A 23,828-nucleotide genomic window follows, 5' to 3' on the forward strand; every position below is an offset into this window, starting at 1 on the left:
CGACGCCGGGCACCCGGGTACGGCCGACGAACCCCGTGGACGTCAGGGGAGGTTCGGACGCCGGCACGACACGCACCCGCTGCCACCGGCTGTCGCGTCGACCGGGCGAGCCCCGCCGGGACCCGGCCTGTCCGACGCTGTCAGTACCGGCCCGTATTCTCTGGGACCATGCTCGAAGACCAGCCGGCAGCGCCCCAGGACAGCGCGGCACGGCGGCGTGTGCCCGCGCAGCCCACCGCCGACCCCCGCACCCCCACAGCGAAGTCCGGCGACCGGCAGGCGCCTTGGCCCTCCGGATACCCAACCGGCTACGCCGTGGTGGATGTCGAGACCACCGGACTCGCCAGGAACGACCGGATCGTGTCCGCGGCGGTCTACCAACTGGACGCCCAGGGGCACGTGGAGGACCACTGGTACTCCACGGTCAACCCGAGGCGCGATCCCGGACCGACCTGGATACACGGTCTCACCCGCGAAGCCCTCGCCGACGCGCCCGAGTTTCCGGACGTCGCCGAGGACTTCGCGGCTCGGCTGGCGGGCCGGGTCCTGGTCGCGCACAACGCCGTCTTCGACTGGATGATGATCGCCCGGGAGTACGCCCGCACCGAGCGGGTCGCTCCCGTGCGGCAGCGGCTGTGCACCATCGCCCTCTCCAAGGCGCTGTCCCTGCCACTGCCCAACCACAAGCTCGAGTCGCTGGCCGCGCACTACGGCGTCGTGCAGCGGCAGGCACACCACGCGCTCGACGACGCCCGGGTGCTGGCCGAGTCCTTCCGGCCGAGCCTGCACCTGGCCGCGCAGGCCGACATACCGCTACCGCTGCTCGCCTGCCGGCCACTCACCGAGTGGTCGGAGCCGCTGCCGACGGACCGCGACGAGGCGGCGCCCACCACCGGCGGGTCGCGCTCCCCCGCCGCGTACGGCCGGTGGCGCCCCACCCGCAAGCGGCCCCCGTGTCCGTACCCGAACCCAGGTCCGTACGAGCCGGGCGGACCGCTCGTCCAGGGGATGCGGGTGGCGATCTCCGGCGACACCTCGGTCGAGCGTGAACTCCTCGAGGACCGTGCGACGGAGGCGGGACTGCACATCGCCAGCAGCGTGTCCGGACGCACGAGCCTGCTGGTGACGAATGATCCGCGGTCCGTCACCTCCAAGGCGGTGAAGGCGCGCGCGCACGGCACCCCGGTGCTCGACGAGGCCGCCTTCACCCAGCTGCTACAGGACGTGGCCCCGGCACCGGCGGGCTGAGACGGGACAGGTACCGTCAGGAGCGTGTACCGCTTCCTGTTGTCCCGGCAGTGGGTGATGCTCACCCTGCTCGCCCTCGCGCTCATCCCCACGATGGTCGAGCTGGGATTCTGGCAGCTGCACCGCCACGAGTCCCGGGTGGCGCACAACGAACTGATCGCCGAGAGCCTGTCCGCGCCCACGGTCCCGGTGACGGAACTCACCAGCACGCGGCGGGGCCCGGACGCCGACGTCCGATTCCGCACGGTCCGGGCGAAGGGGACATACGACACCGAGCACGAGGTCGTCGTCCGTCAACGCACCGCCGCGGACGAGCAGTCCATCGGGTACTTCGTCCTCACCCCGCTGATCCGGGAGGACGGTACGGCCGTACTGGTCAACCGTGGTTGGATCAAGGCGGGCCGGGACCTCACGGAGTTCCCGAAGGTGCCCAAGGCGCCCGAGGGGCCGGTGACGGTCACCGGCCGGTTGATGGCCGACGAGACCACCAGTACCAGCGGCATCAAGGACAAGGAGGGCCTGCCCGCTCGCCAGGTGATGTTGATCAACAGCGAACAGCAGGCGGAGCGGCTGGACCGACCTGTACTCGGCGGATACGTCCAGCTGACGAGGTCCATCCCGGAACCGACCGGGGAGCGCCCGGAGCGAATCGCGGAACCGGATCACGACAGCATCGGCCCGCATATGGCGTACGCCGTGCAGTGGTGGCTCTTCGCCGCGGCGGTCCCGGTCGGCTGGGTGGTACTCGTACGCCGCGAGCGCCGGGACCGGATCTCCGCGGCTGCCGGGCAGGGCGGGCCCGGGGGCGCCCGGGGGCCGGCGGCACCGAAGCACGACACGGCGGCTGGTAGGGCGAGCCCGGCGGACGATACGGCGGACGTCCCGGACACGGACCAGGCAACCGGAGCGCTGGCCACGGACACACCCGCCGGCTCCGCGGGACGACCGGGCTCCTGACGCACGCGAAACCGCCCCGGCTTGCGGCGTCGCCCGGTGGAACCGGCAGACTGACCGGATGGACCTCGGACTGAACGATCGCGTGTATGTCATCACCGGCGCCACTCGTGGACTCGGCTTCGCCACGGCACAGTCCCTCACCGAGGAAGGAGCCAGGGTCGTGCTGACCGGGCGCTCCCAGGAGGCGGTCGACGAAGCCGTGGCCCGGCTCGGCGACGCCCGCGCGGTGGGCGTGACCGGCGACAACGCCGACCCCGCCACCGCCGCCCGCTTGGTGGAGACCGCCCGGAACCGTTTCGGGCGCTTCGACGGGGTGCTGATCAGCGTCGGCGGACCGCCCGCTGGGCAGGGCGAGGCCATCACCGACGAGCAGTGGCGGTCCGCTTTCGAGTCGGTCTTCCTGGGTGCCGTACGGCTCGCGCGCACCTGTGCCGGCGAACTCGAGGCCGGCGGCGTGATCGGTTTCGTGCTGTCCGCCTCCGTACGCGAGCCGATCCCGATGTTGACCGTGTCGAACGGCCTGCGTCCCGGCCTGGCCGGCTTCGCCAAGTCGCTGGCCAACGAGGTCGGGCCGCGCGGCATCCGGGTCCTCGGCCTGCTGCCCTCGCGGATCGACACCGACCGGGTGCGCGAACTGGACGCGCTGGCCGACGATCCGGCGACGGCGAAGGCCCGTCACATCGCCGGGATTCCACTGGGCCGTTACGGCACGCCGGAGGAGTTCGGGCGTACGGCGACCTTCGTGCTCTCCCCGGCGGCCTCCTACCTGACCGGGGTGATGCTGCCGGTCGACGGTGGCGCCGGGCACGGCATCTGAGGACGCCGCCCGCGCCCGGTCGGCTCAGCTGACCCGTTCCGCGCGGTGGCGCAGACAGCGCAGGCGTACCTCCGCGGGGAGTTCGGTCAGCCCCGCGGACTCCCGCGCCCGCGCCAGTGCCCCGGTACGTAGCTCCTCGGCGGCAACGGCCGGCTCCGCGTGCGCGACCAGAGTGAGGTTGACCCAGGCCCGAGGGCGGGTACGCCGGCCGCGCACCACCACCCGGGCGCGGTCGACACCCGGCAGCGACTCCGCCTCTGCCGCCAGCACCCGCTCGAAGGCCCGGGCGCGCAGCAAAGCGCTCTCACCGTCCCCGCTGTCCACCACGATCTCGCTCAGCCTGCGCCGGCGCAGCTGGGCCGCGCACCACCAGAGCAGCAGCGCCGCCAGCAGGCCCAGCGCGACGAAGACGACCGGCCACCACCACTCCCGGTCCCGCCAGCGAACGCGGTCCGCCTCGGTGAGCAGCACATCGTGCGGCCCGGACCAGGGCGAAATCCCGCTCAGGTCGACTCCCCAGCGGCGGGCCAGATCCAGCCCGCCGAAGAGCACCCCCAGTCCCAGCGTGAGGAAGACCAGGCCGAGCAGCGCGAGCAGGACCCGGTTCACGATCCGCAGCACGGACGCCACCTCATCTCTTCCCCGCCCGCCGGAGGTGCACGGACAACCGCGGCCGGCCGGCCAGGCCCAGCTCCCGGATGCCGTCCTCCAGCGCGCTGTCCAGGTCCGCCCGCACCTCGTCCAGCTCCCGGAAGTGGGCCTCCGCCCGCGCCTTGACCTTGTGCCGGCGCACCTCGACCCTTGCGGCACGCACTCCGGCCACCTCCATCGCACGGTCCCGCAACACCAACGCCGCCGCCGCCCGCTCCAGGCCGGTACGCACCTCCGGCGTCACGGCACGCATGGTGAGCAGTCCCCGCCTGCCGGGCGTGACGGCCAGCACGAGCAGCCACAGGCCGATCGCGGCGAGCACGGCAGCGCCCGTCAAGACCCAGACGTCGTCCAGCGCGCGGGTCGCCAACTCGTCGGCGAGCGTGCGGCGCCAGGCCATGGCGGGTCCCCCGGCGCGTACGGCCACCAGGTCGTACAGCAGCAGGCCCGTACCGAGCAGCAACAGAAGTGCGAGGACGACGGCCGGAAACCGACGGCTCGACCAGAAGCGGCCGTTGGCGCGCCTGCCGGCGTCTCCGGGCTGCGGACGATAGGCCGCGGTGGACGTCGACTGCGTCCAACCGCCCCCGGGGTCCTTCTCCAGCGTGGGTGTCGACGTCGGTGGGGCGTCGCTGCTCTGGTCACTCACCGCAGACCACTCCCGGGGCCTTCGTCGTCCAGGTGCGAGGACCGCAGCCGCGTCACCTCCACGGCCACCTCCGGCACGTCCATCCCGACCAGTTCCCTTACCCGCGAAGCGACCCGCCGACGCACCGCGCCGCACTGCGCGCCGATGTCGGAGGGATAGCCGAGGACGACGGAGACCCGGACGTGCGCGGCTTGCCCGGCCCCGCGCAGTCGTCCCCCGCGCACCGCCACGTCCGCCGAGGGAGCGGCCTTCCGGCCTCGCGGCAGCACGTCCGCGCCGGGGCCGTCCCGCAGAGCCTCCCGTGCGGCCTGCGCGGCCACTTTGGCCACCACCCGGTCGGCGATCCGCAACGCGCCCCGCTCCGGAGAGCGTACGCCGGGCCGCTCCGCGCCAGTGTCCGACGCGGGAGGGTTCGGCTCGGCGGACTCAGGCGACCTGTCTGACTCGTGCGGCTCGCCCGGTTCGGGAGCCGCTGGCGTGCCACTCACCGTGGCCCGCGCCGGTTGTCCCCGCCGCCACGGGTCCCGAAGAAGTCCCCGAGCTCAAGGTCACCCTCCAGTACCCGGCCGGCCACGAACCCGATGGCACCCAGCGCGGCCACCAGCAAGAAGGCTCCGAAGCCGCCGAAGTACCCGGCGAAGCCCAACGCCATGCCTGCGATGAGGCCCAAGGCGGCCATGCTCATCATGTGCTCCCTGGCTCAGCGATCGACGAATGAAGTGGTGGCCGGCTGCTACTGCAGTCGTGGCTTGCCGTTCGTCTCCTCGTCGTCGTCCTCCTCGTCGGGAAGTTTCACGTCGGTCACCGCGACGTTGACCTCCACGACCTCCAGGCTCGTCATCCGCTCGGTGGCGGCGATGACGTTCTGCCGTACGGAGCGGGCGACCTCGGCGATCGAGACGCCGTAGTCGACGACGATCTCCAGGTCCAGCGCCGTCTGTACCTCGCCTACCTCCGCCTTCACGCCACGAGTGACGCTCTTGCCCCCGCCGGGTACCCGCTCCGCCATCGCGCCGAACGTACGGGCGAAACCGCCCCCCATGGCGTGCACCCCGAGGACGTCGCGGGCCGCCATGCCCGCGATCTTCTCCACCACGCCGTCCGCGATGGTGGTACGCCCACGCTCCCCCGGGGCATCCAGTCGGCTGCCGGAGCCCGCGGTCTGGTGGGTGTCCGCGCCCGGCGCGGTCGCGGACTGGTCGGGGTTCCTGGACTGTGCTGTCTCGGACATCGCTGCGCCTTTCCCGGTGGCCGATGCGGAGGGCTGGACACCGCTCCACCAGAAACGCTAAGCACGTACGACCCGGCACGCCGCCGGAAGGGCATCTCCCGGGTGACGGCTCCCGACCGACGGGCTCCGGGGGACGGCGTCAGTCCCCCTGTCCGGCCAGTTCACGCAGCCGGCGGCCCTGCGCCTCCCGCTCCGCGGCGTACTGCTCCTCGGGCGTACGTGACGCGGAACCGGCCAACAGCGCCTTGGTCTCGATGACGGCGCCGCGAGGGGCGGCGAGCACGGCCGCGGTGAGGTCCGATACCGCACCCTCGAGCTCGGCCACCGGAACCACCAGATTGGCCAGTCCGGAGCGTTCGGCCTCGGCCGCCTGGACGAACCGGCCGGTGGCGCAGATCTCCAGGGCACGGGCGTATCCGAGGAGTTCGACCAACGGTTTGGTGCCCGTAAGGTCCGGGACCAACCCCAGGCCTGGCTCGCGCATGGCGAACTGGACATCGTCCGCGCACACCCGCAGGTCGCAGGCCAGCGCGAGTTGGAACCCGGCCCCGATGGCGTGCCCCTGGACAGCGGCGATGCTGATCAGGTCACTGCGTCGCCACCAGGTGAAAGCCCGCTGGTAGGCGGCGATCACCGGGTCCAGGTCCTCGGCCGGCCAACCCGCCATGTCCAGGAACGACGGCTCGTCCTCGAAGCCCTCCGGGGTGAAGGCCTTCCGGTCCAGTCCGGCGGAGAAGGACACACCCTCGCCGCGCAGCACGACGACCCGTACGTCGCCGGGCAGTTGTCGACCCGCCTCCTCCAACGCGCGCCACATGGCGGGGCTCTGGGCGTTCCGCTTGGCGGCGTTGGCCAGTGTGACCGTGGCGACGGCGCCGTCCACGGTGAGCAGCACACCGTCCTGCTCGAACTGGGGCGTGGGCATGAGGACCTCCGGTGGTTACTCAACAGTAGGCGTACTGAAGAGTAACCACCGGCGACCGGTGTGCGAAAGCCTCGTCAGGACGAGGTGGACTTCTTGCCCCGTGTCGCTCCGCCGCGGCCACGCAGGGCAACGCCGGATTCGCTGAGCATCCGGTGCACGAAGCCGTAGGAGCGACCGGTCTCTTCGGCCAGCGCCCGAATGCTCGCACCGGAGTCGTACTTCTTCTTGAGGTCTGCCGCGAGCTTCTCGCGCGCAGCGCCGGTTACCCGGCTGCCCTTCTTCAGAGTCTCGGCCACCCGTGCCTCCTCATGGGAAGTGCGCTCTGTGACTCTCATGATCACCCCTCCGAGGCCATCTGGCCACCCATTCGGTCAGGTCAGTCCAACCGCGTGGACGCACGGGGTCCGCCGTACGGCCGCGCAGCCGCGGTCCCGGACACCCGCTGCGTCCGCGGGAGCGTCCCGCGACTACCGGGGCTGTCCGAGTCGGCGACGGAAACGGCTGGTCAGGGTGTCACAACTGGCTCGGTGGCCACGTGTCCGTGCGCGCCGTGCGGCCTTCCGCGGGTCTTCGTACGGGCGGCGCCGTAGTACGAGCCGGCCTCACTCAGATGAAGGATCACCCGTCGGCCGAATGATCCAGCCGAAGATGATCACGCGAGCGCCACGAGGTCCGCGTAGTCCTCGCCCCACAGGTCCTCGACGCCGTCGGGCAGCAGGATGATCCGCTCCGGTTGCAGCGCGTCCACCGCGCCCTCATCGTGCGTGACCAGCACCACCGCTCCGGTGAAGCCACGCAGCGCGCCCAGGATCTCCTCCCGGCTCGCCGGATCGAGGTTGTTGGTCGGCTCGTCCAACAACAGCACGTTCGCCGAGGAGACCACCAGGGTGGCCAGCGCGAGCCGGGTCTTCTCACCGCCGGAGAGCACACTCGCGGGCTTGTCCACGTCGTCGCCGGAGAAGAGGAACGAACCCAGCGTCTTGCGCAGCGACACCAGGTCCATGTCGGGCGCCGAGGAGCGCATGTTCTCCAGCACTGTGCGCTCCGGGTCGAGCGTCTCGTGCTCCTGCGCGTAGTAGCCGAGCTTGAGGCCGTGCCCGGGTGCGACCTTGCCGGTGTCGGGATCCTCGACGCCGGCGAGCAACCGCAGCAGGGTGGTCTTGCCGGCGCCGTTCAGCCCGAGGATCACGACCCGCGAGCCGCGGTCGATGGCCAGGTCGACATCGGTGAAGATCTCGAGCGAGCCGTACGTCTTCGACAGGCCCTCCGCCATCAGCGGCGTCTTGCCGCACGGCGCCGGATCGGGGAACCGCAGCTTGGCGACCTTGTCCGCCTGCCGCTCCTGCTCCAGTCCGGACAGCATCTGGTCCGCGCGCCGCGCCATGTTCTTGGCCGCGACCGCCTTGGTGGCCTTGGCCCGCATCTTGTCCGCCTGGAGGTTCAGCGAGGCGGCCTTCTTCTCCGCGTTCGCCCGCTCCCGCCTGCGGCGCTGCTCGTCCGCCTCACGCTGGGCCAGATACTGCTTCCAACCCATGTTGTACGCGTCGATACGGGAACGGTTCGCGTCCAGGCTGAAGACCTTGTTGACCACTGTCTCCACGAGGTTCACGTCGTGCGAGATCACCACGAGCCCGCCCCGGTAGGTCTTGAGGAAGTCCCGCAGCCAGCTGACCGAGTCGGCGTCCAGGTGGTTCGTCGGCTCGTCCAGCAGCAGCGTCTCAGCGTCGGAGAAGAGGATGCGGGCCAACTCCACCCGGCGCCGCTGCCCGCCGGAGAGGGTGTGCAGTGGCTGGGCCAGCACCCGGTCGGGCAGCCCCAGGCTGGACGCGATGGTGGCGGCCTCGGCCTCCGCGGCGTATCCGCCCTTGCTGACGAACTCCGCCTCCAACCGTTCGTACCGCCGCATGGCCCGCTCACGTGTGGTGTCCTGCCCGCTGGCCATCCGGTCCTCGTTCTCCCGCATGCGCCGAACCACCGAGTCCAGTCCGCGGGCGGACAGGATGCGGTCCCGCGCCAGGACGTCGAGGTCGCCGGTGCGCGGGTCCTGCGGGAGGTAACCCACCTCACCGGTACGGGAGATGGTGCCGGCGGCGGGCGTGCCCTCGCCCGCGAGGCACTTGGTGAGGGTCGTCTTGCCGGCGCCGTTGCGGCCGACCAGACCGATGCGGTCGCCCGGTGCGATACGGAAAGTTGCGGACTCGATGAGGAGGCGCGCGCCGACGCGCAGCTCCAGGCCGGATGCGGTGATCACGGAACAGGCTCCAAGGCAGGTGAGAGTGACGTACGTACGAAGACCGGGCGTGAGACGTACGAACGCCTAGTGCACGAGGACATGAGCCATGGGCCCAGTCTACCGGCGGCTCACAAGTGCTTTTCGGGCGCCCGGACCACCCTGCGACGTCCCGCCGGCAGCCACGGCGCCGGACCGGCAGGTCACCCGTCGCCGGTGTGCACCTGGAACGCCGCCCGGCGCACCGCCTTGGCGAGTGCCGGGTCCGGGTGCGCCGCGGCCAGTGCCACCAGCACCTGGACGGTGCGCGGATGCCCGGTCGCGCGTACCTCCTCCAACAGCTCCGGCACGGAGCCCTGCACCGCCGTGCCCAGGTGGTCGACCAGCAACTGCCCCTCGCCGTGGTCGGTGACCGCGGCTGCCGTGTCCACCCACAGCCAGGTGGCCTCCTCCCGGCTGAGCACCCCGGGGGCGCCACCGGCCAGCTCCTCCGGGTCCGCGCCGTCCTGTTCGGCCAACCACAGCAGGGCGTACGGACGCAGCACCGGCTCCTCGGCCGCCGCTCGCACCTCCGTCTCGGCCGGGGCCCCGACGACCCTGAGCGCCTCGAAGGCCAACCCACGGATCAGCGCGTCCTGACCCCGGGCGGCCTCCAGCAGTCCGGACACCGCGACTCCGGTGGACCGGGCGGCCAGCCAGGCCCGGTACTCCGCGCGCGCCGGTCCGGGAGTGAGCCGCGCGCAGCCGTGCAGCATGTCACCGGCGGACTGCTCGATGTTCCCCGCCGGACTCTGCGCGGCCACGCAGATCTGCTCCAGTTTCGTCCAGACCGCCCAGTTGCCCAGCGGAGTGAGCACGGCCGAGCCGCTCTCCCGCCCCTCGGCCGCAGCGGTGCTCTCAGCGTCGTCCGGGTCCTCGACACCCTCGGGCTCCTCGGGGCCCCGATTCGCACGGCAGCGGGTCAGCGCGCCGACGGCCGCCAGCCCGTCGAGACCCCACTCCAGAAGCACGGCGAGCGGGTCCGCGGACTCGTCCAGCCCGGCGTCCCGCTCGCTGCGCAACTCCGTGACGCGCTGCACCAGCAGGTCCATCAGCGCCGGTACGGTCACGGGCCCGGCCGAGAGCTGGAGCAGCGAGAGCAGCTGCGGCATCGCCACCACCACCTCTCCCAGGAGCACCGGGTCGGCCGCGTCCGGCGGCGGCGTCGGGCGGGCCAGCGACCACGCGTCGAAGAGCGCCACCCAGCCGCGCAGTACGGCGCTGTCGTCGCGTTCCCACGCACGCAGTCGCCAACTCGGCCGGGCGACCGCCGGTTCCCCCTGTAGCTCGACCAGCCCGGCGAGCCGCGCCCGGTCCCAGTCCGCCCGCACCTGCTCGGGGGTACGGCGCAGGTCGGCGGCGGCCCGCTCGAAGGCTTCCGGGGTGGGTACCCCCGAGGCCTTCGAACGGGCCGGCTCCTCCGCCGCCCAGCGGGCCATGCGTACGGCGTCGTGCAGCACCGCGCGCGCCTGCCGGGCGAGCACGGCGGGAGGTGGGGTGCCTTTCGGAGGTCTGGGCGCGGACGCGCCATGCGCGGGCCAGGACCGGCCACGGGGGGCCTCGGTCACGGTTCGGCGCGCAGCGGCGATCGGCCGGCTGGGGACGAGGCGCAAACGGTTGTCTCGCGGTGTACGGGACGTCACAGGAGCAGTCTTCACGGTGTAGCGCGGAAAACCCAAACGGGGGTGGCGCCCGCGCACTTGGCGCCACCGCGCGGACCGCCACGCGGGCCCGGTGGGCCGCCCGGTACGCGCCGGGTCCGCCCGCCGTACGAAGCCGCGTCGGGCGTGCGTACGGCCGTGGGGCGTACGGTTCGGGACCTCAGATGACCGAGGTCAGGAAGCGGCGGACGGACTCCTCGTAGCCACTCGGGTCGACGTTCCACATGGCGGCGTGCCGGGCCCGGCGGACGGTGTGCAGGGTCACCCGACCGGGGAACCGCGCGGCGAGCGCTCGCGAGGCGTCCCAGGGGGCGATGGTGTCGTCCGGACCGTGCAGCAGGAGGGTGGGCACCGGCGGGCACGGCGACGGGCCGGAATCGGTGGCCGCCGACAGCCGCAGTCCACGGCCCTCAGCGGCTCGTTCGGCGAGCGGCAGCAGCATCCGGGGGACGCCCCGGGAGGCGGCCAGCGCGCGCAGCGTCGCCCGCCGGTCCAGCACCGGGGAGTCGAGTACCAGGCCGCAGAGACGCTCCCGATACACCGACTCGGCGACGGCGCGCAGTGCCATGGTGGCCCCGGTGGACCAGCCGTACAGCACGATGCGCGCGGCGTCGTGCCGTGTCGCGTAGCGCAGTGCCGCGTCCACGTCCGGCCACTCGGTCGCGCCCAGGTGCCCGACACCGTGCTCCGGACGGGGCGCTCCCGGATCCCCGCGATAACCCAGCGAGAGCACCGGGAGCCGCAGCCGCCGCAGCAGCGGCAGCACGGTCAACGCCTGTTCCCGGGTGCCGCCCAGCCCGTGTACGGCGATCACCCAGGTGCTCCGGCCGCCCGGTACGAACCAGGCCGGCAGCGAGCCGTCCGGGCCGGGCACGTCCACCTCGGTGTAGTCCGCGCCGAGGGCGTCCCGGGGACTCCCCGTGCGTACCAGCGGGGTGAGTCGGACTCGCGCACCAGTGCTGAAGGCGCCGTCCGGGAGATGGTCCAGCCGACGTACGAGGGTGTCCGGGCTCCCGCTCGGATCGTCCAGCACCGGACCGACGGCGGCATGGCGCCCGTCCCGTCCGGCGAGTCCGTAGTGGCCGGGAAGCTCAGCGGCGAGCGAACGGGTCAGCACGATCCGGCCGGGTGTCGCGGGGGACGTGCGGACGGGGTCGTCCGTACGCCCGTGCGCCACCGGCCCCCCTCGTCCGCCGGGGGTCTCGGGCTCCGTCGGCGCCGTACAGGCGTGCACGGTCAGCCAGGACGCGGTGAAGCCGGCGGGAACGGGGGTACGGGCGGGACGGGCGCGGGCGGGCTTCAGGGCGAGGTCAGCGGCGTGCCGTCCGGCCCACAGGGCGACCGCTCCGGCACCCAATACGGTGGTGGCGGTCAGTGCCGCCGTGGTCTGCGGGCGCATCCCGGCCAGTTTCCGCACCCCGGGGTGGTACGGCCACCGCTGGGCGGTGCCCGGGTGAACGGGCGTACCGTCCGGGACTCGTGGGCCCTCCGCGTCCTCTCGTCCACGGTCGTGGTCAACCGACCCAGTGCGGCCGGCCGTTCCCTTCCGGTGCGCACCCCTGCCTTGCCCCGCGCGCCCCTTGGCACCCCCGGCCGCATGCCGCACGGCCTCCCCCGGGGCGCGCTTCCACACCCGGCCGGAGACCCGCATACGGAAGGCGGCGCAGAGCGACACCCGGACGCCCGTCTCAGTTCATCTCCCGTTCACTCGCGATCTTTACGTTCAGCGAGTCATTTTCCTTCGAACTGATTGCCTGGGTGGAATGGAACACATCACGCTTCTCATCGGGATCGTGATCGTCACGGCCTTGGTGTTCGACTTTACGAACGGCTTCCACGACACGGCCAACGCCATGGCCACCACCATCTCCACCGGGGCGATGAAGCCCAAGGCCGCGGTGGCGATGTCGGCGGTCCTGAACCTCGTCGGGGCGTTCGTCTCCGTCGAGGTCGCCAAGACCATCTCTTCCGGACTCATCGACGAAGGCTCCGGCATCAAACCCGAAGTGATCTTCGCCGCGTTGGTCGGCGCGATCCTCTGGAACATGCTGACCTGGCTGGCCGGTCTCCCCTCCAGTTCGTCACACGCCCTGATGGGCGGTCTGCTCGGCGCGACAGTCGCCTCCGTCGGTTTCGGCGCGGTGAACGGCGACGTCGTCGTGATGAAGGTCCTGATCCCGGCACTCGCCGCGCCGCTGGTCGCCGGACTGGCGGCGCTTTTCGCTACCCGACTGTCGTACCGCCTGACCCGCGACACCGACGAGCGGCAGACCGCACAGGGCTACCGGTGGGGGCAGATCACCTCCGCGGCCCTGGTCTCCCTCGCGCACGGCACCAACGACGCGCAGAAGACCATGGGCGTCATCACGCTGGCCCTGATCTCCGGCGGCGCGCTGGGGGCGGACGCCGATCCGCCGTTGTGGGTCATCGCCTCCGCCGGCCTGGCGATCGCGCTCGGCACCTACCTCGGCGGCTGGCGGATCATCCGCACCATGGGCAAGGGCATCACGGACATCCAGCCGCCGCAGGGCTTCGCCGCCCAGACGAGCGCGGCGACCACCATCCTGGCCTCCTCCCACATCGGCTTCTCGCTCTCCACCACGCATGTCTGCTCGGGTGCCGTCATGGGTGCCGGCGTAGGGCGCAAGGGGGGCGTCGTGCGGTGGTCGACCGCCGGACGGATGATCGTCGGCTGGGGCCTGACGGTGCCGGCTGCGGGACTGGTCGCGGCCGTGTCCGCGCTGGTCGCCGAGCAGGGCAATCTGGGTGTCACGGCGATCGCGGTGTTCCTGGTGGCGAGCAGCGGCGGCATCTGGCTCGCCTCGCGCCGCCAGCCCGTGGACCACACCAACGTCAACGACATGCCGGAAGCGGAGACCGGCAGCACCTCCGGCGCCGACCCGGACGAGCAGGCCCCCGGCGTGGTCACCGCGGCCGTGCAGGCGGTCTCCCCACCCCCGGCCGCTGGCCCGCGGGGCGGGGACGGCGAAGGCCTTCCGGAGGCCGAGGCGGACGCCGCCGCGGTGACCGCCGAACCAGCGGAGGGCGGCGACATCAGCGCGGAGCCGGCCACCGCTGCGGCGACCGGTCACACGGCGTCGGAGCCGACCGAGACCGAACAGGCCGACCCCGACGCCACGGCGTTGCGCGACAGCGTTCCACGCCAGTACAACTCGGTGGGCGCGGCTTCCCGCTCGTCCGCCGGTTCCAGCACCTCAACCGCGTCCAGCGTCTCCTGAAGGGCACACGGTTATGGACATCGACTGGGCCGCTCTCGGCGAGGTCTTCGGCGTCAGCCTGGTGGCGACCGTCGCCCTCGTGGGCGTCTTCACCCTCGGCATCATCGGCGCCGGCCGCAAGCCGTCGAGCGGCGGCACGCCCGTGCTGGCACGCACCGGCGCGTACGCCTGCTTCGGCGTGTGCGGTCTGGCGGTGATCTACGGCATCTATCTGATCGCCGCGTAGTTCCCCGGCTCCGTCAACCGAACCCGACAGCCCCCTCCCTCGCAGGTCACGGCGCCGGGCTCGGTTGACGAGGGCACCCGGCCATGGTGGACTGCCGCCGGCGGCGCCGGCCCTCGGGGCCGACCGGCGGTCACACGAGAACCCCTCGTTCCCCCAGCCCCGAACCCCCGAGAACAGGGCCGTTCGCCCTGGGTAAGGACGCACCATGCCCGGCCAGTCGACCTCACGTGGCGGCTCCTGGGCGTACGGCACTGCGCTGGGCTATCTCACCGACCTGCTGCTGGGCGACCCACGCCGGGGACACCCCGTCGCGGCCTTCGGGCGTGGCGCGGCGACGCTCGAGCGTCTTCTCTGGCGGGACCGGCGCGCGGCCGGAGCCGTACACACCGCGCTGTGCGTGGGTGGCGCCACGACGGCCGTGGTGGCGCTCGGCCACGCGGTGGCACGGGCCTCTCCCGCCGCACAGCGGTTGAACCGGACGGTGCTCACGGGCACAGCCAGCTGGGCGGTGCTCGGGGGCAGTTCGCTGGCTCGGGAGGCGACCGGTGTGGGCGCCGCGCTGGAAGCCGGTGACCTGGAGGAGGCTCGGGCCCTGCTGCCCCGGCTCTGTGGCCGGGACCCGCGTGCCCTGGACGGCGAGGAGATCGCACGCGCCACCGTCGAGTCGCTCGCGGAGAACACCTCCGACGCCGTGGTCGGCGCCCTGGTCTGGGGCGCGTTGGCGGGCACGCCGGGGCTGGTCGCCTTCCGGGCGGTGAACACGCTGGACGCGATGGTCGGTCACCGCTCCGACAGGTACGCCCGGTTCGGCTGGAGCGCAGCCCGGCTGGACGACGCGATGGGCTGGCCCGGCGCGCGTCTCACCGCCCTGCTCGCCACCGTCGCCGGGCCGGACCGAGAGGGCGCGCTCCGGTCCTGGCGCGCGGACGGGCGAGCCCACCCCAGCCCCAACGCCGGTCCGGTGGAAGCGGCGTTCGCGGGAGCGCTGGGACTGCGCCTGGGCGGCACGCTGTCCTACGGCGGCCGGGTGGAGCACCGTCCGCCGCTCAACGCGCACGGCCGCACGCCCCAGGCCGGCGACATCGCGCGGGCGGCCCGACTGTCCCGCCGGGTCGGCGCGTTGGCGCTGCTCGGCACCGTGGCCGGCGGCCTGGTCGGCCGGCTGGCCGGCCGCGCCGTACGAGCGACACTGGCCGGTGGTGGCTCCGGCGTCCGTCGGCGCGCCGGCCACGCCACGCCGAGCGCGCGGCTGGCGTACTGACCCCGCGTACGGTCGTACGCCCGTCAGTACGCCAAACGCGGCCCGTACGTCGACGGCGGTGCCGTCTCACGCGCCTCGCTCACCACGGACCGGGACCGCGCACGTCCCGTACGCCACGGCCATGCCCCGTCCCGTCATGGCAGGCCATGACAGCCATGAAACGTCACGTCTGGTCGGGTCTGGTCAGCGCAGGACGCGGCCACGCAGCACGACGTGTCGCGGCGCCGCGAGGGCGCGTACGTCCACTCGCGGGTCCGTGTCGTAGACCACCAGGTCCGCCGGCGCGCCTTCGGCGAGCCCGGGCCGTCCCAGCCATCGACGGGCCTGCCAGGCGGTGGCGGACAACGCGTCCGGCGCGGGGATGCCGGCGTGCACCAGCTCGGCCACCTCCTGGGCTATCAGGCCGTGCGGGAGTGAACCGCCGGCGTCGGTGCCCACGAAGACCGGGATGCCCGCTTCGTAGGCGGCGCGCACGGTGTCGTACCGCCGGGCGTGCAGCCGGCGCATGTGCGCCGACCAGTCCGGGTACTTGGCCTCGCCGCCGGCGGCGAGGTCCGGGAAGGTGCCGATGTTGACGAGCGTCGGCACGATGGCCACTCCGCGCTCCGCGAACAGCGGGATGGTCTCCTCGGTCAGCCCGGTGGCGTGCTCGACACAGTCGATGCCGGCTTCGACGAGGTCCCGCAGCGAACTCTCGGCGAAGCAGTGCGCCGTCACCCGGGCCCCTTCCGCGTGGGCGGCCTGGATCGCCTCCTCCACCGCCCAGCGCGGCCAGCAGGGCGTGAGGTCGCCCTCGGCACGATCGATCCAGTCCCCGACGATCTTCACCCAACCGTCTCCGCGTCGCGCCTCCTGGCGGACGTACGCGGCCAGGTCACCCGGCTCGATCTCGTGCGCGTAGTTCCGGATGTACCGACGGGTACGGGCGATGTGCCGGCCGGCCCGGATGATCCGGGGCAGATCCTCCCGGTCGTCGATCCAGCGGGTGTCCGCCGGAGAACCGGCGTCCCGCAGCAGCAGCGCCCCGGCTTCCCGGTCCGACAGTGCCTGCTTCTCGGTGGTGGAGTCGTCCACGGCGCCGTGCGCGTCCAGACCGACGTGGCAGTGCGCGTCGACCAGGCCGGGCAGCACCCAGCCGGTGAGTTGGACCGGGTCGAGTCGCGGGCCGGCGGGGCGTTCGTAGGTGAGACGGCCGTCCACCACCCACAGCTCGTCCCGTACGTCCTCGGGACCGACCAGCACGCGCCCCTTGATGTGGAGAATTCCGCCGTCGCTCATGGCCGAACTGTACGGGCAGGGCCCGGCCGTGCGGCCAGTGGCCTGGAGCGACGAACACCCGTGGGAGCTCTCCTGGAGATGCCGCTTGGAGGTGGCCCGCGGGCGTGATTCCCTGGGAATTCGCGCCACAGCCACCGCCGGGAGACCCCAAGATTCACTCGGGATGCATTCGGGGAAGGCGATCGCGTAAGCTTGACGTCATTCTTCTTCCCGCTTTCTCGGCGCTCAAACGCCAAGATTCCGCTACGCTGAAGCAACGCTGCCGAATCGGCGACATCAGTCGTTATGCCAATGTGACGGACTCCACAGGGCGCCCGTTTCGCCCCACTAAATCCGCATACGACCAGCGAAAACCTCGGCCCTACGCCGCAGCCGACAGCCTCGCGCGATAACACAGGACATGCTTTCTGGTAACCCGTGCCAGCGATGCGATTTCAGTTTGTCCTCGGTAAATTTGGTCCCCATGACCGCCGCACAAGCAGAACATGCACGTGCCCCTAGCGACTTCCTGGAAATGCCGGAGGGACTGAAGCTCGACGTACCACGTCTGGAAGACGGAGCCGCCATGTGGCGCATCGCCCGTGACTCCAGGACGCTCGACCTCAACTCCTCCTACAGCTACCTCCTGTGGTGCCGCGACTTCGCCGACACGTCGGTCGTGGCCCGTGACGCGGACGGCGGACCGGTCGGTTTCATCACCGGCTACCTCCGTCCCCGGCACCCGCGGACCCTGCTCGTCTGGCAGGTGGCCGTGGACGAGGCGCAGCGGGGACGCGGGCTCGCAGCGGCGATGCTCGACGGCCTCAGCGCCCGCGCCGCCGAGGAGCACGGCGCCCAGTCCCTCGAGACCACGGTGACACCGGACAACACCCCCTCCAACCGCCTCTTCACCTCCTACGCCGAACGGCACGGCGCCGCGTTGGAGCACGAGGCGCTGTTCGACCGCGAGGTGTTCCCGGAGGCCGGCCACGAGCCGGAGATGCTGTACCGGATAGGCCCGGTCCCCGCCCTCGTGGCCCTGCGCCCCGGCGCCGACCGGCGCTGACGCGGGCAGCCGAGAGCGGCCCCCGGGCGAGCGCGTACGCCGGTGCCCGCACCAGAGAACCCAACAGACTTCCCACGTGACCCACCCCAGGAGCATGCTGTGACCATCACCCAGCCGGACCTGAGCGTCTTCCATACCGTCGAGTCGGAGGTCCGTAGCTACTGCCGCGGCTGGCCCACCGTCTTCGACCGCGCGCAGGGCGCGCACATGTACGACGAGGACGGCCACACGTACCTCGACTTCTTCGCGGGCGCCGGGACACTCAACTACGGGCACAACAACCCCGTGCTCAAACGCGCCCTGCTGGACTACATCGAGCGGGACGGCGTCGTCCACGGCCTGGACATGTCCACCGCCGCGAAACGTGCCTTCCTCGAGGCGTTCTCCGAGACGATCCTCAAACCCCGCGGGCTGGACCACAAGGTGATGTTCCCCGGGCCGACCGGGACCAACGCCGTCGAGGCGGCGCTGAAGCTGGCCCGGAAGGTCAAGGGCCGTGAGTCCATCGTGTCCTTCACGAACGCCTTCCACGGCATGTCGCTGGGCTCGCTCGCCGTCACCGGCAACGCCTTCAAGCGCGCCGGCGCGGGCATCCCGCTGGTGCACGGCACCCCGATGCCGTTCGACGACTACCTGGACGGCGCCACCCCGGACTTCATCTGGTTCGAGCGACTGCTGGAGGACCAGGGCTCCGGCCTCAACAAGCCGGCTGCCGTGATCGTCGAAACGGTGCAGGGCGAGGGCGGTATCAACGTGGCCCGCGCCGAGTGGCTGCGGGCGCTCTCCGAGCTGTGCGAGCGGCACGACATGCTGCTGATCGTCGACGACATCCAGATGGGCTGCGGTCGTACCGGCGCCTTCTTCTCCTTCGAGGAGGCGGGCATCAAGCCGGACATCATCACCCTGTCCAAGTCCATCGGCGGTTACGGGCTGCCGCTCGCCCTCACCCTGTTCAAGCCGGAGCTGGACGTGTGGGAACCGGGCGAGCACAACGGCACGTTCCGCGGCAACAACCCGGCCTTCGTCACCGCGACCGCCGCGCTGGAGACGTACTGGACAGACGGGCAGATGGAGAAGCAGACCATCGCCCGGGGCGAGCAGGTGGAGGGCGCGCTGCGCGGGATCGCCGCGGAGAACTCCGAGTCGGTCGCCGACTTCCGTGGCCGTGGGCTGGTCTGGGGTCTGGAGTTCCACGACCCCGAGCGGGCCGGCGCGGTGGCCAAGCGCGCGTTCGAGCTGGGCATGCTGATCGAGACCTCCGGGCCGCAGAGCGAGGTCGTCAAGCTGCTGCCGTCGCTGACCATCACTCCGGAGGAGCTGGACGAGGGCCTGCGCATCCTGGCACGCGCGGTCCGCGAGTCCGTGTAGCCCTCCTTGCCGCGGCCCGTCCCGTCTCGTACGGGGCGGGCCGCCCTCTTTGGTGTGCCGCGGGCACCACGAGGTACTCGAACGGCCCGGCCGTTCTCCCGCGGAATCCGAGAGAAAAACGACAGGTCCAGAAAGGGATTACACCGTGATTGTTCGTTCTTTCCAGGAGATCGAGGGGACCGACCGGGACGTCAGGTCGGCGTCCGGCACCTGGCGCAGCAAGCGCATCGTGTTGGCGAAGGAACGCGTCGGTTTCTCGCTGCACGAGACCACGCTGTACGCGGGCACCGAGACATCGATGTGGTACGCCAATCACATCGAGGCCGTACTCTGCGTAGAGGGCGAGGCTGAACTCACCAACGACGAGACCGGTGAGAAGCACTGGATCAGCCCGGGAACGATGTATCTGCTGGACGGGCACGAGAAGCACACGGTGCGTCCGAAGTCCGACTTCCGCGTCATGTGCGTCTTCAACCCGCCGGTGACCGGCCGGGAGGACCATGACGAGAACGGCGTCTACCCGCTTCTCACCGAGCCCGCGGAGGACTGAGCCAGCCACGACGGCCACCCGGCCGCACCGCCCGCTTGACAGGGCCGTACGAGAGGAGAGGAAGGCAACACCATGATCACCGCACCCGAGCGCACCGCCGACCTGTACCCGACGCGCGGATCCACCGAAGTGGCCACGCCGCGACAGGACCCCGTGGTGTGGTCCGAGCCGGGTACTCCGGGGCCGATCGCGGCCACCGATCTGGCGGGCTACGAGCGGGACGGGTTCCTCACGGTGGACCAGCTGATCACGCCCGACGAGGTGGCGGTCTACCAGGCGGAACTGGAACGGCTCACCTCCGATCCGGAGCTGCGGGACGACGAGCGTTCGATCGTCGAGCCGCAGTCACAGAAGATCCGGACCGTGTTCGAGGTGCACCAACTCAGTGAGGTCTTCGCCCGCTTGGTGCGGGACCCGCGTCTGGTGGGCCGGGCACGGCAGATCCTGGGCTCGGACGTGTACGTCCACCAGTCCCGGATCAACGTCAAGCCGGGCTTCGGTGCCACGGGCTTCTACTGGCACTCCGACTTCGAGACCTGGCACGCGGAGGACGGCCTGCCGCACATGCGGACCGTCTCGGTCTCGATCGCGCTCACCAGGAACCACGACACCAACGGTGGCTTGATGATCATGCCGGGGTCGCATCTGACCTTCCTCGGCTGCTCGGGGGCGACGCCCAAGGACAACTACAAGAAGTCCCTGCAGATGCAGGACGCCGGCACCCCGTCGGACGAGGCACTGAGCGACCTCGCCGAGGAGCACAGCATCAAGCTCTTCACCGGGGCACCCGGCTCGGCCACCTGGTTCGACTGCAACTGCATGCACGGCAGCGGTGACAACATCACTCCGTACCCGCGGAGCAACGTGTTCATCGTGTTCAACAGCGTGGGGAACGCGGCGGTCGAGCCCTTCGCCGCCCCGGTCCGGCGTCCCAGCTTCATCGGCGCGCGGGACTTCACCCCGGTGAGCTGACGGGTGCGACACGGCGCCGCCCCGCACGGCGGGGCGGCGCCGTGCGACATCGGGGCCCATCCGTCTCGAGACCGTGTGCCCCCTCCGTCTGGGCCCGGGATGGGCCCGGGATGGGCCCCGCCGTAGGAGGGGACCGGAGGGGTCTCCCCCATGTGGGGGATACGGATCATCGTCCGAGTCGACGTGCCGTCCGCCTGGCCCGAGCAGTCTGGTCGGCATGAGAGAGCTCGTCGTTACCACCCAACCCAGCGGCTCCCCCGCGAGCGACCGTACGCGAGGGGCGCGACGCTGGCGTTCCCTCGGCTGTGCCGTCGCCATCGCCGGTTGCGCCCCGTACATCTGCCTCAAGATCGCCTGGATCTGCGGGAGCGGGGTGGGCATCCCCGCGGACAGCTGGCTGCTCGATCCCGCGCACGTCACGACGATGCGGCTGGTGAACGCCGGCACGGTGCTGATGGACGCCGCCGTCATCGTCCTCGCACTGCTGTTCACCCGCCCCTGGGGTCGACGCACGCCGGCCTGGCTGCCGGTGCTGCCCGCGTGGTTCGCCACCGGCCTGCTCGCCCCGGTCATGCTCGGCTTCCTGGCGCAGTCGCTGTTCGGCAGCGGAACCAGCAGGCCGGCGGGGGAGCCGGAGTTCCTCGAGGACTGGGTCTTCCTGGTCGTCTACACCGGATTCGTCGTGCAGGGCCTCGCGCTGAGCGGCCTGTTCGTCAGCTACGCCCGTACGCGCTGGTCCCACCTGTGGCGGGGCCCTACCGGGGGCGCCCACGCGGTGCACCGCGCCGAGCCCGCGACCAAGCCGGCACTGCGCGTCACGGCGGTCGCGGCGGCGCTGCTCGCGGTGCTGCCGCTGTGCGCGCACCTGGTGTGGGCCACGGGTTCCACGGTCGGTCTCAGCCCGCATCTGGCCGAGAGCCGGGACGGCGGCTTGTACACCAACGCGCTCGTCGACGCGGTGCTGCTCGCCTCGGCGATGACCGGAACGCTGCTGCTCGCCTTCCCGCCCAGGCCGTACGGCACGCGTGTCCGGATACCGCTCGCCCTGCCGCTCGCGCTGACCTGGGTCGGCTCCGCGGCACTGGTGTGCTGGGGCGGTTGGACGAGTGTCACCGCGCTGAACGGCGACGGTCCCGCCTCGTCCACCTCCGCCCTGATGTCCCTGACCTACGCTGTCCAGATGAGCGTCGGGGTATGCGTCAGCACGATCGGAGCGCATTTTCTCGCCGAGCGCGCCGCGCTCCGCAGCCGGGAGGCCGGATGATCCCCCGGCCGTCCACTCGGAACCCGCGGGGCGACCGCCGCGTCCGTCGACGCTGGGTCCATCTGTTGCTCGGCGGCGCGCTGTTGATGCCGTACTTCCTACTGGTGAGCGCACTGCTGCCGCTGGTGTGGCCGGGCGCCGACCCGCTCCGCTCGCTCGGTGTGCAGCTGCTCGCCTACGGGATCAGCCTGCCGCTCGCCGCCGCGACCGGGTGGCTGTTCCCCGTCGTACGCACCCTGGAACGAGCGGCGGCCCAGGCGCTGTTGGGGCTCACCACCGAACTGGACGGGACCGCCACCTCCAGGTCCGCCCGGCTACGTACGGCCAGTTGGTTCACCATGCACGTCGGTGTCGGCGCACCGGTGAGCGGCGCGAGCCTGGCCGTACCGCCCTTCGCGGTGACGCTGCTGCTCGTGCCGTTCGTGCCGGAGCTGCGGGACCAGCGTTGGTCGGGCACCGCAGGGTGGTTGCCCGACCGGCTCGTGTGGTGCGCCCCGCTGCTGGGATTCGCCCTGCTGATCGCGCTCGGGCTGCTGGTGCTGGCCGTGGGCGCGGTGTGTGCCAGGTGTGCGCCAGCCCTACTCGGTCCGACCCCCGCCGACCGGCTCGCGGCGGCCGAACGGCGGGCCGCGACGCTCGCGGCCCGCAACCGGCTCGCGCGGGAGCTGCACGACTCCGTCGGCCACGCGCTCAGCGCGGTCACTCTGCAGGCGGGCGCGGCCCGGCGGGTCCTCGACTCGGACCCCGAGTTCGTACACGAGGCGCTGACCGCGATCGAGGGCACGGTACGCGAGGCGGTGACGGAACTGGACTCGGTGCTGGGGCTGCTGCGTACGGCGGACTCCACGGAGACGGACGGCGCGGCCGGCGGCACCCGGCTCGGCGGCTCTCCCGTCGGTCCCTCCACGCTCGCGCGGGACCTGGACGGGCTGGTGGCTCGTACCCGGGCGGCGGGGGTACCGGTGGAGACGCACCTCCCGTCCCGGACGACGCTGGAGGCGCTGCCCACGGGCGTCGCTCAGGAGGGATACCGCATCACGCGGGAAGCGGTCAGCAACGCGCTGCGGCATGCGGTCGGCGCACCGGTGTGGTTACGGGTCGCCCTGACCGAGAAGGAGTTGCGCATCACCGTGGACAACACCCGCACCCGGCCGGCAGCGACCGGCCACGACACCGCGGACGGACCGTCCCTGGTCGAGAGCGCGGTGACCGCCACCGGCGGACGCGGGCTTCCCGGAGTGGCCGAACGGGCCCTGCTCCTGGGCGGCAGCGCGCACGCCGGACCGTACGGGGACCTCTGGCGGCTCGACGCGCGGCTTCCGCTGCCGTCCGGCAACCACCGCACCGGCGGCTGCCGGGAGACTGGTGGCGGGGGCGACGCGGCTGGTGTCGGGGACAACGACAGCGACACGATGGGGGCGTCCCGGTGACCGGCGCGCCGCCGTTGCGGATCGTGCTGGCAGACGACGAACGGCTGGTACGCACTGCCCTGCGGGCCATTCTGGGCGGCGAGCCGGACCTGGTGGTGGCCGGTGAGGCGGCCAGCGGCGCGGAGGCGGTCTCGGTCATCCGGGCGACCCGTCCCGACGTGGCCCTGATGGACGTACGGATGCCCGAGGTGGACGGCATCCGGGCCACCGAACGGGTACTGAGCGTCATGGGCGCCGCCGCGCCCCGCATCGTCGTCGTGACGACCTTCGAGAACGACTCCTATGTCTACGACGCGCTGCGTGCCGGCGCCAGCGGTTTCCTCCTCAAGCGGTCCTCGGCCGAGGAACTGGTGCAGGCGGTGCGGCTGGTGGCGCGCGGTGACTCACTGCTCTTCCCCGCCGCCGTACGCTCCCTCGCCGTCCGGCACGCGCCACCGTACGCCCGGTCCGCACCCGAGGAGGGCGCCGACGGCGCCACCCTGCGCTCGCTGCTCACCGCCCGGGAAGCCGAGGTGCTGCGACTGATGACGGAGGGCCTGAGCAACACGGAGATCGCCGCCGAGATGGCGGTCGGCCCGGCCACCACGAAGAGCCAGGTCACCGCGGTGCTGACGAAGCTCGGAGCCCGGGACCGCACCCAGGCGGTGATCGCGGCGTACGAGCGGGGCTTCGTGACCCCCGGGTGACGAAGCCCCGCTCTCGCCGCTCTCCGGATCGCCGACGCTGGCGGGAGCGGGAGCCGTTGCGGTGCGGCGCCAGCGGCGTGCGGGACCGCACGGCCGGGCAT

At 72.0% G+C, this 23,828-nt stretch carries 24 protein-coding genes; 13 read left to right on the forward strand and 11 right to left on the reverse strand.

Features of this window, described 5'->3' with window-relative positions; genetic code table 11:
* Positions 1-168 precede the first annotated feature (168 nt).
* Genes AN216_RS17865 through AN216_RS17875 form a run of 3 tightly spaced genes read left to right on the forward strand, consistent with a single transcriptional unit; the run spans position 169 to position 3,022 of the window.
* Complete coding sequence (locus tag AN216_RS17865; protein ID WP_079166717.1) at positions 169-1,248, forward strand: DEDDh family exonuclease; 1,080 nt, start codon at positions 169-171, stop codon at positions 1,246-1,248.
* A gap of 24 nt (positions 1,249-1,272) precedes the next feature.
* Positions 1,273-2,205: an SURF1 family cytochrome oxidase biogenesis protein gene (locus AN216_RS17870; RefSeq protein WP_079166718.1), complete on the forward strand. Its 933-nt coding sequence runs from the start codon at positions 1,273-1,275 to the stop codon at positions 2,203-2,205.
* 58 nt (positions 2,206-2,263) lie between these two features.
* Entirely contained in the window at positions 2,264-3,022 is a 759-nt protein-coding gene (locus AN216_RS17875; protein ID WP_070197703.1) for an SDR family oxidoreductase, read from the forward strand.
* A 24-nt stretch (positions 3,023-3,046) separates the two neighbouring features.
* On the opposite strand, the gene amaP is transcribed toward AN216_RS17875, so the two are convergent.
* The 10 genes from amaP to AN216_RS17925 form a co-directional block, all read right to left on the reverse strand.
* On the reverse strand, positions 3,047-3,643 hold the full coding sequence (gene amaP / locus AN216_RS17880; RefSeq protein ID WP_070197807.1) for an alkaline shock response membrane anchor protein AmaP: 597 nt from the start codon (positions 3,641-3,643) through the stop codon (positions 3,047-3,049).
* 10 nt (positions 3,644-3,653) lie between these two features.
* Positions 3,654-4,277 (reverse strand): DUF6286 domain-containing protein, encoded by a 624-nt coding sequence (locus AN216_RS17885; RefSeq protein WP_420855762.1) that lies wholly within the window; start codon positions 4,275-4,277, stop codon positions 3,654-3,656.
* Between the two features lie 41 nt (positions 4,278-4,318).
* On the reverse strand, positions 4,319-4,672 hold the full coding sequence (locus AN216_RS17890) for an Asp23/Gls24 family envelope stress response protein (protein WP_070197705.1): 354 nt from the start codon (positions 4,670-4,672) through the stop codon (positions 4,319-4,321).
* Positions 4,673-4,806: 134 nt separating this feature from the next.
* The gene (locus AN216_RS17895) at positions 4,807-5,007 is read right to left on the reverse strand and encodes a hypothetical protein (protein WP_070197706.1); all 201 of its coding nucleotides are present in this window, start codon (positions 5,005-5,007) and stop codon (positions 4,807-4,809) included.
* Between the two features lie 48 nt (positions 5,008-5,055).
* Positions 5,056-5,553, reverse strand: coding sequence for an Asp23/Gls24 family envelope stress response protein (locus AN216_RS17900; RefSeq protein ID WP_070197707.1), 498 nt, complete (start codon positions 5,551-5,553; stop codon positions 5,056-5,058).
* Positions 5,554-5,692: 139 nt separating this feature from the next.
* Positions 5,693-6,478 (reverse strand): enoyl-CoA hydratase/isomerase family protein, encoded by a 786-nt coding sequence (locus AN216_RS17905; RefSeq protein WP_070197708.1) that lies wholly within the window; start codon positions 6,476-6,478, stop codon positions 5,693-5,695.
* Positions 6,479-6,552: 74 nt separating this feature from the next.
* Entirely contained in the window at positions 6,553-6,774 is a 222-nt protein-coding gene (locus AN216_RS17910; RefSeq protein ID WP_070197709.1) for a helix-turn-helix domain-containing protein, read from the reverse strand.
* Between the two features lie 356 nt (positions 6,775-7,130).
* Positions 7,131-8,729 carry a ribosomal protection-like ABC-F family protein gene (abc-f, locus tag AN216_RS17915; protein ID WP_070197710.1) on the reverse strand — a complete coding sequence of 533 codons (1,599 nt, stop codon included), beginning with the start codon at positions 8,727-8,729 and terminating at the stop codon, positions 7,131-7,133.
* 182 nt (positions 8,730-8,911) lie between these two features.
* The gene (locus AN216_RS17920; protein WP_079166721.1) at positions 8,912-10,390 is read right to left on the reverse strand and encodes a hypothetical protein; all 1,479 of its coding nucleotides are present in this window, start codon (positions 10,388-10,390) and stop codon (positions 8,912-8,914) included.
* A gap of 178 nt (positions 10,391-10,568) precedes the next feature.
* Positions 10,569-11,807 carry an alpha/beta hydrolase gene (locus tag AN216_RS17925; RefSeq protein WP_070197711.1) on the reverse strand — a complete coding sequence of 413 codons (1,239 nt, stop codon included), beginning with the start codon at positions 11,805-11,807 and terminating at the stop codon, positions 10,569-10,571.
* Between the two features lie 364 nt (positions 11,808-12,171).
* Between AN216_RS17925 and AN216_RS17930 the strand changes: the two genes are divergently transcribed.
* From AN216_RS17930 to AN216_RS17940, 3 genes are all read left to right on the forward strand, one after another.
* Positions 12,172-13,647, forward strand: coding sequence for an inorganic phosphate transporter (locus AN216_RS17930; RefSeq protein ID WP_079166722.1), 1,476 nt, complete (start codon positions 12,172-12,174; stop codon positions 13,645-13,647).
* A gap of 13 nt (positions 13,648-13,660) precedes the next feature.
* Entirely contained in the window at positions 13,661-13,873 is a 213-nt protein-coding gene (locus tag AN216_RS17935; protein WP_070197712.1) for a hypothetical protein, read from the forward strand.
* Between the two features lie 205 nt (positions 13,874-14,078).
* The gene (locus AN216_RS17940; protein WP_070197713.1) at positions 14,079-15,134 is read left to right on the forward strand and encodes a cobalamin biosynthesis protein; all 1,056 of its coding nucleotides are present in this window, start codon (positions 14,079-14,081) and stop codon (positions 15,132-15,134) included.
* 183 nt (positions 15,135-15,317) lie between these two features.
* Here AN216_RS17940 and AN216_RS17945 read toward each other — a convergent pair whose 3' ends face one another.
* Positions 15,318-16,412 carry an amidohydrolase family protein gene (locus AN216_RS17945; protein ID WP_070197714.1) on the reverse strand — a complete coding sequence of 365 codons (1,095 nt, stop codon included), beginning with the start codon at positions 16,410-16,412 and terminating at the stop codon, positions 15,318-15,320.
* Positions 16,413-16,926: 514 nt separating this feature from the next.
* Between AN216_RS17945 and ectA the strand changes: the two genes are divergently transcribed.
* From ectA to AN216_RS17980, 7 genes are all read left to right on the forward strand, one after another.
* Complete coding sequence (ectA, locus tag AN216_RS17950; RefSeq protein WP_070197715.1) at positions 16,927-17,457, forward strand: diaminobutyrate acetyltransferase; 531 nt, start codon at positions 16,927-16,929, stop codon at positions 17,455-17,457.
* A 99-nt stretch (positions 17,458-17,556) separates the two neighbouring features.
* Positions 17,557-18,825: a diaminobutyrate--2-oxoglutarate transaminase gene (ectB, locus tag AN216_RS17955; RefSeq protein WP_070197716.1), complete on the forward strand. Its 1,269-nt coding sequence runs from the start codon at positions 17,557-17,559 to the stop codon at positions 18,823-18,825.
* A gap of 145 nt (positions 18,826-18,970) precedes the next feature.
* Positions 18,971-19,375 (forward strand): ectoine synthase, encoded by a 405-nt coding sequence (locus tag AN216_RS17960; protein ID WP_070197717.1) that lies wholly within the window; start codon positions 18,971-18,973, stop codon positions 19,373-19,375.
* 72 nt (positions 19,376-19,447) lie between these two features.
* Positions 19,448-20,347 carry an ectoine hydroxylase gene (gene thpD / locus AN216_RS17965; protein ID WP_070197718.1) on the forward strand — a complete coding sequence of 300 codons (900 nt, stop codon included), beginning with the start codon at positions 19,448-19,450 and terminating at the stop codon, positions 20,345-20,347.
* A 217-nt stretch (positions 20,348-20,564) separates the two neighbouring features.
* Positions 20,565-21,611: a hypothetical protein gene (locus AN216_RS17970; RefSeq protein ID WP_244502520.1), complete on the forward strand. Its 1,047-nt coding sequence runs from the start codon at positions 20,565-20,567 to the stop codon at positions 21,609-21,611.
* A complete protein-coding gene (locus AN216_RS17975; protein WP_070197719.1) occupies positions 21,608-23,041 on the forward strand; it encodes a sensor histidine kinase in 1,434 nt (477 codons plus the stop codon). Before AN216_RS17970 ends, AN216_RS17975 begins: the two co-directional genes overlap by 4 nt.
* Entirely contained in the window at positions 23,038-23,727 is a 690-nt protein-coding gene (locus AN216_RS17980; RefSeq protein ID WP_070197720.1) for a response regulator transcription factor, read from the forward strand. The genes AN216_RS17975 and AN216_RS17980 overlap by 4 nt, the downstream gene beginning before the upstream one ends.
* Positions 23,728-23,828 lie beyond the last annotated feature (101 nt).

The sequence above is a fragment of the Streptomyces oceani genome (assembly GCF_001751245.1).
GTDB classification, from domain to species: domain Bacteria; phylum Actinomycetota; class Actinomycetes; order Streptomycetales; family Streptomycetaceae; genus Streptomyces; species Streptomyces oceani.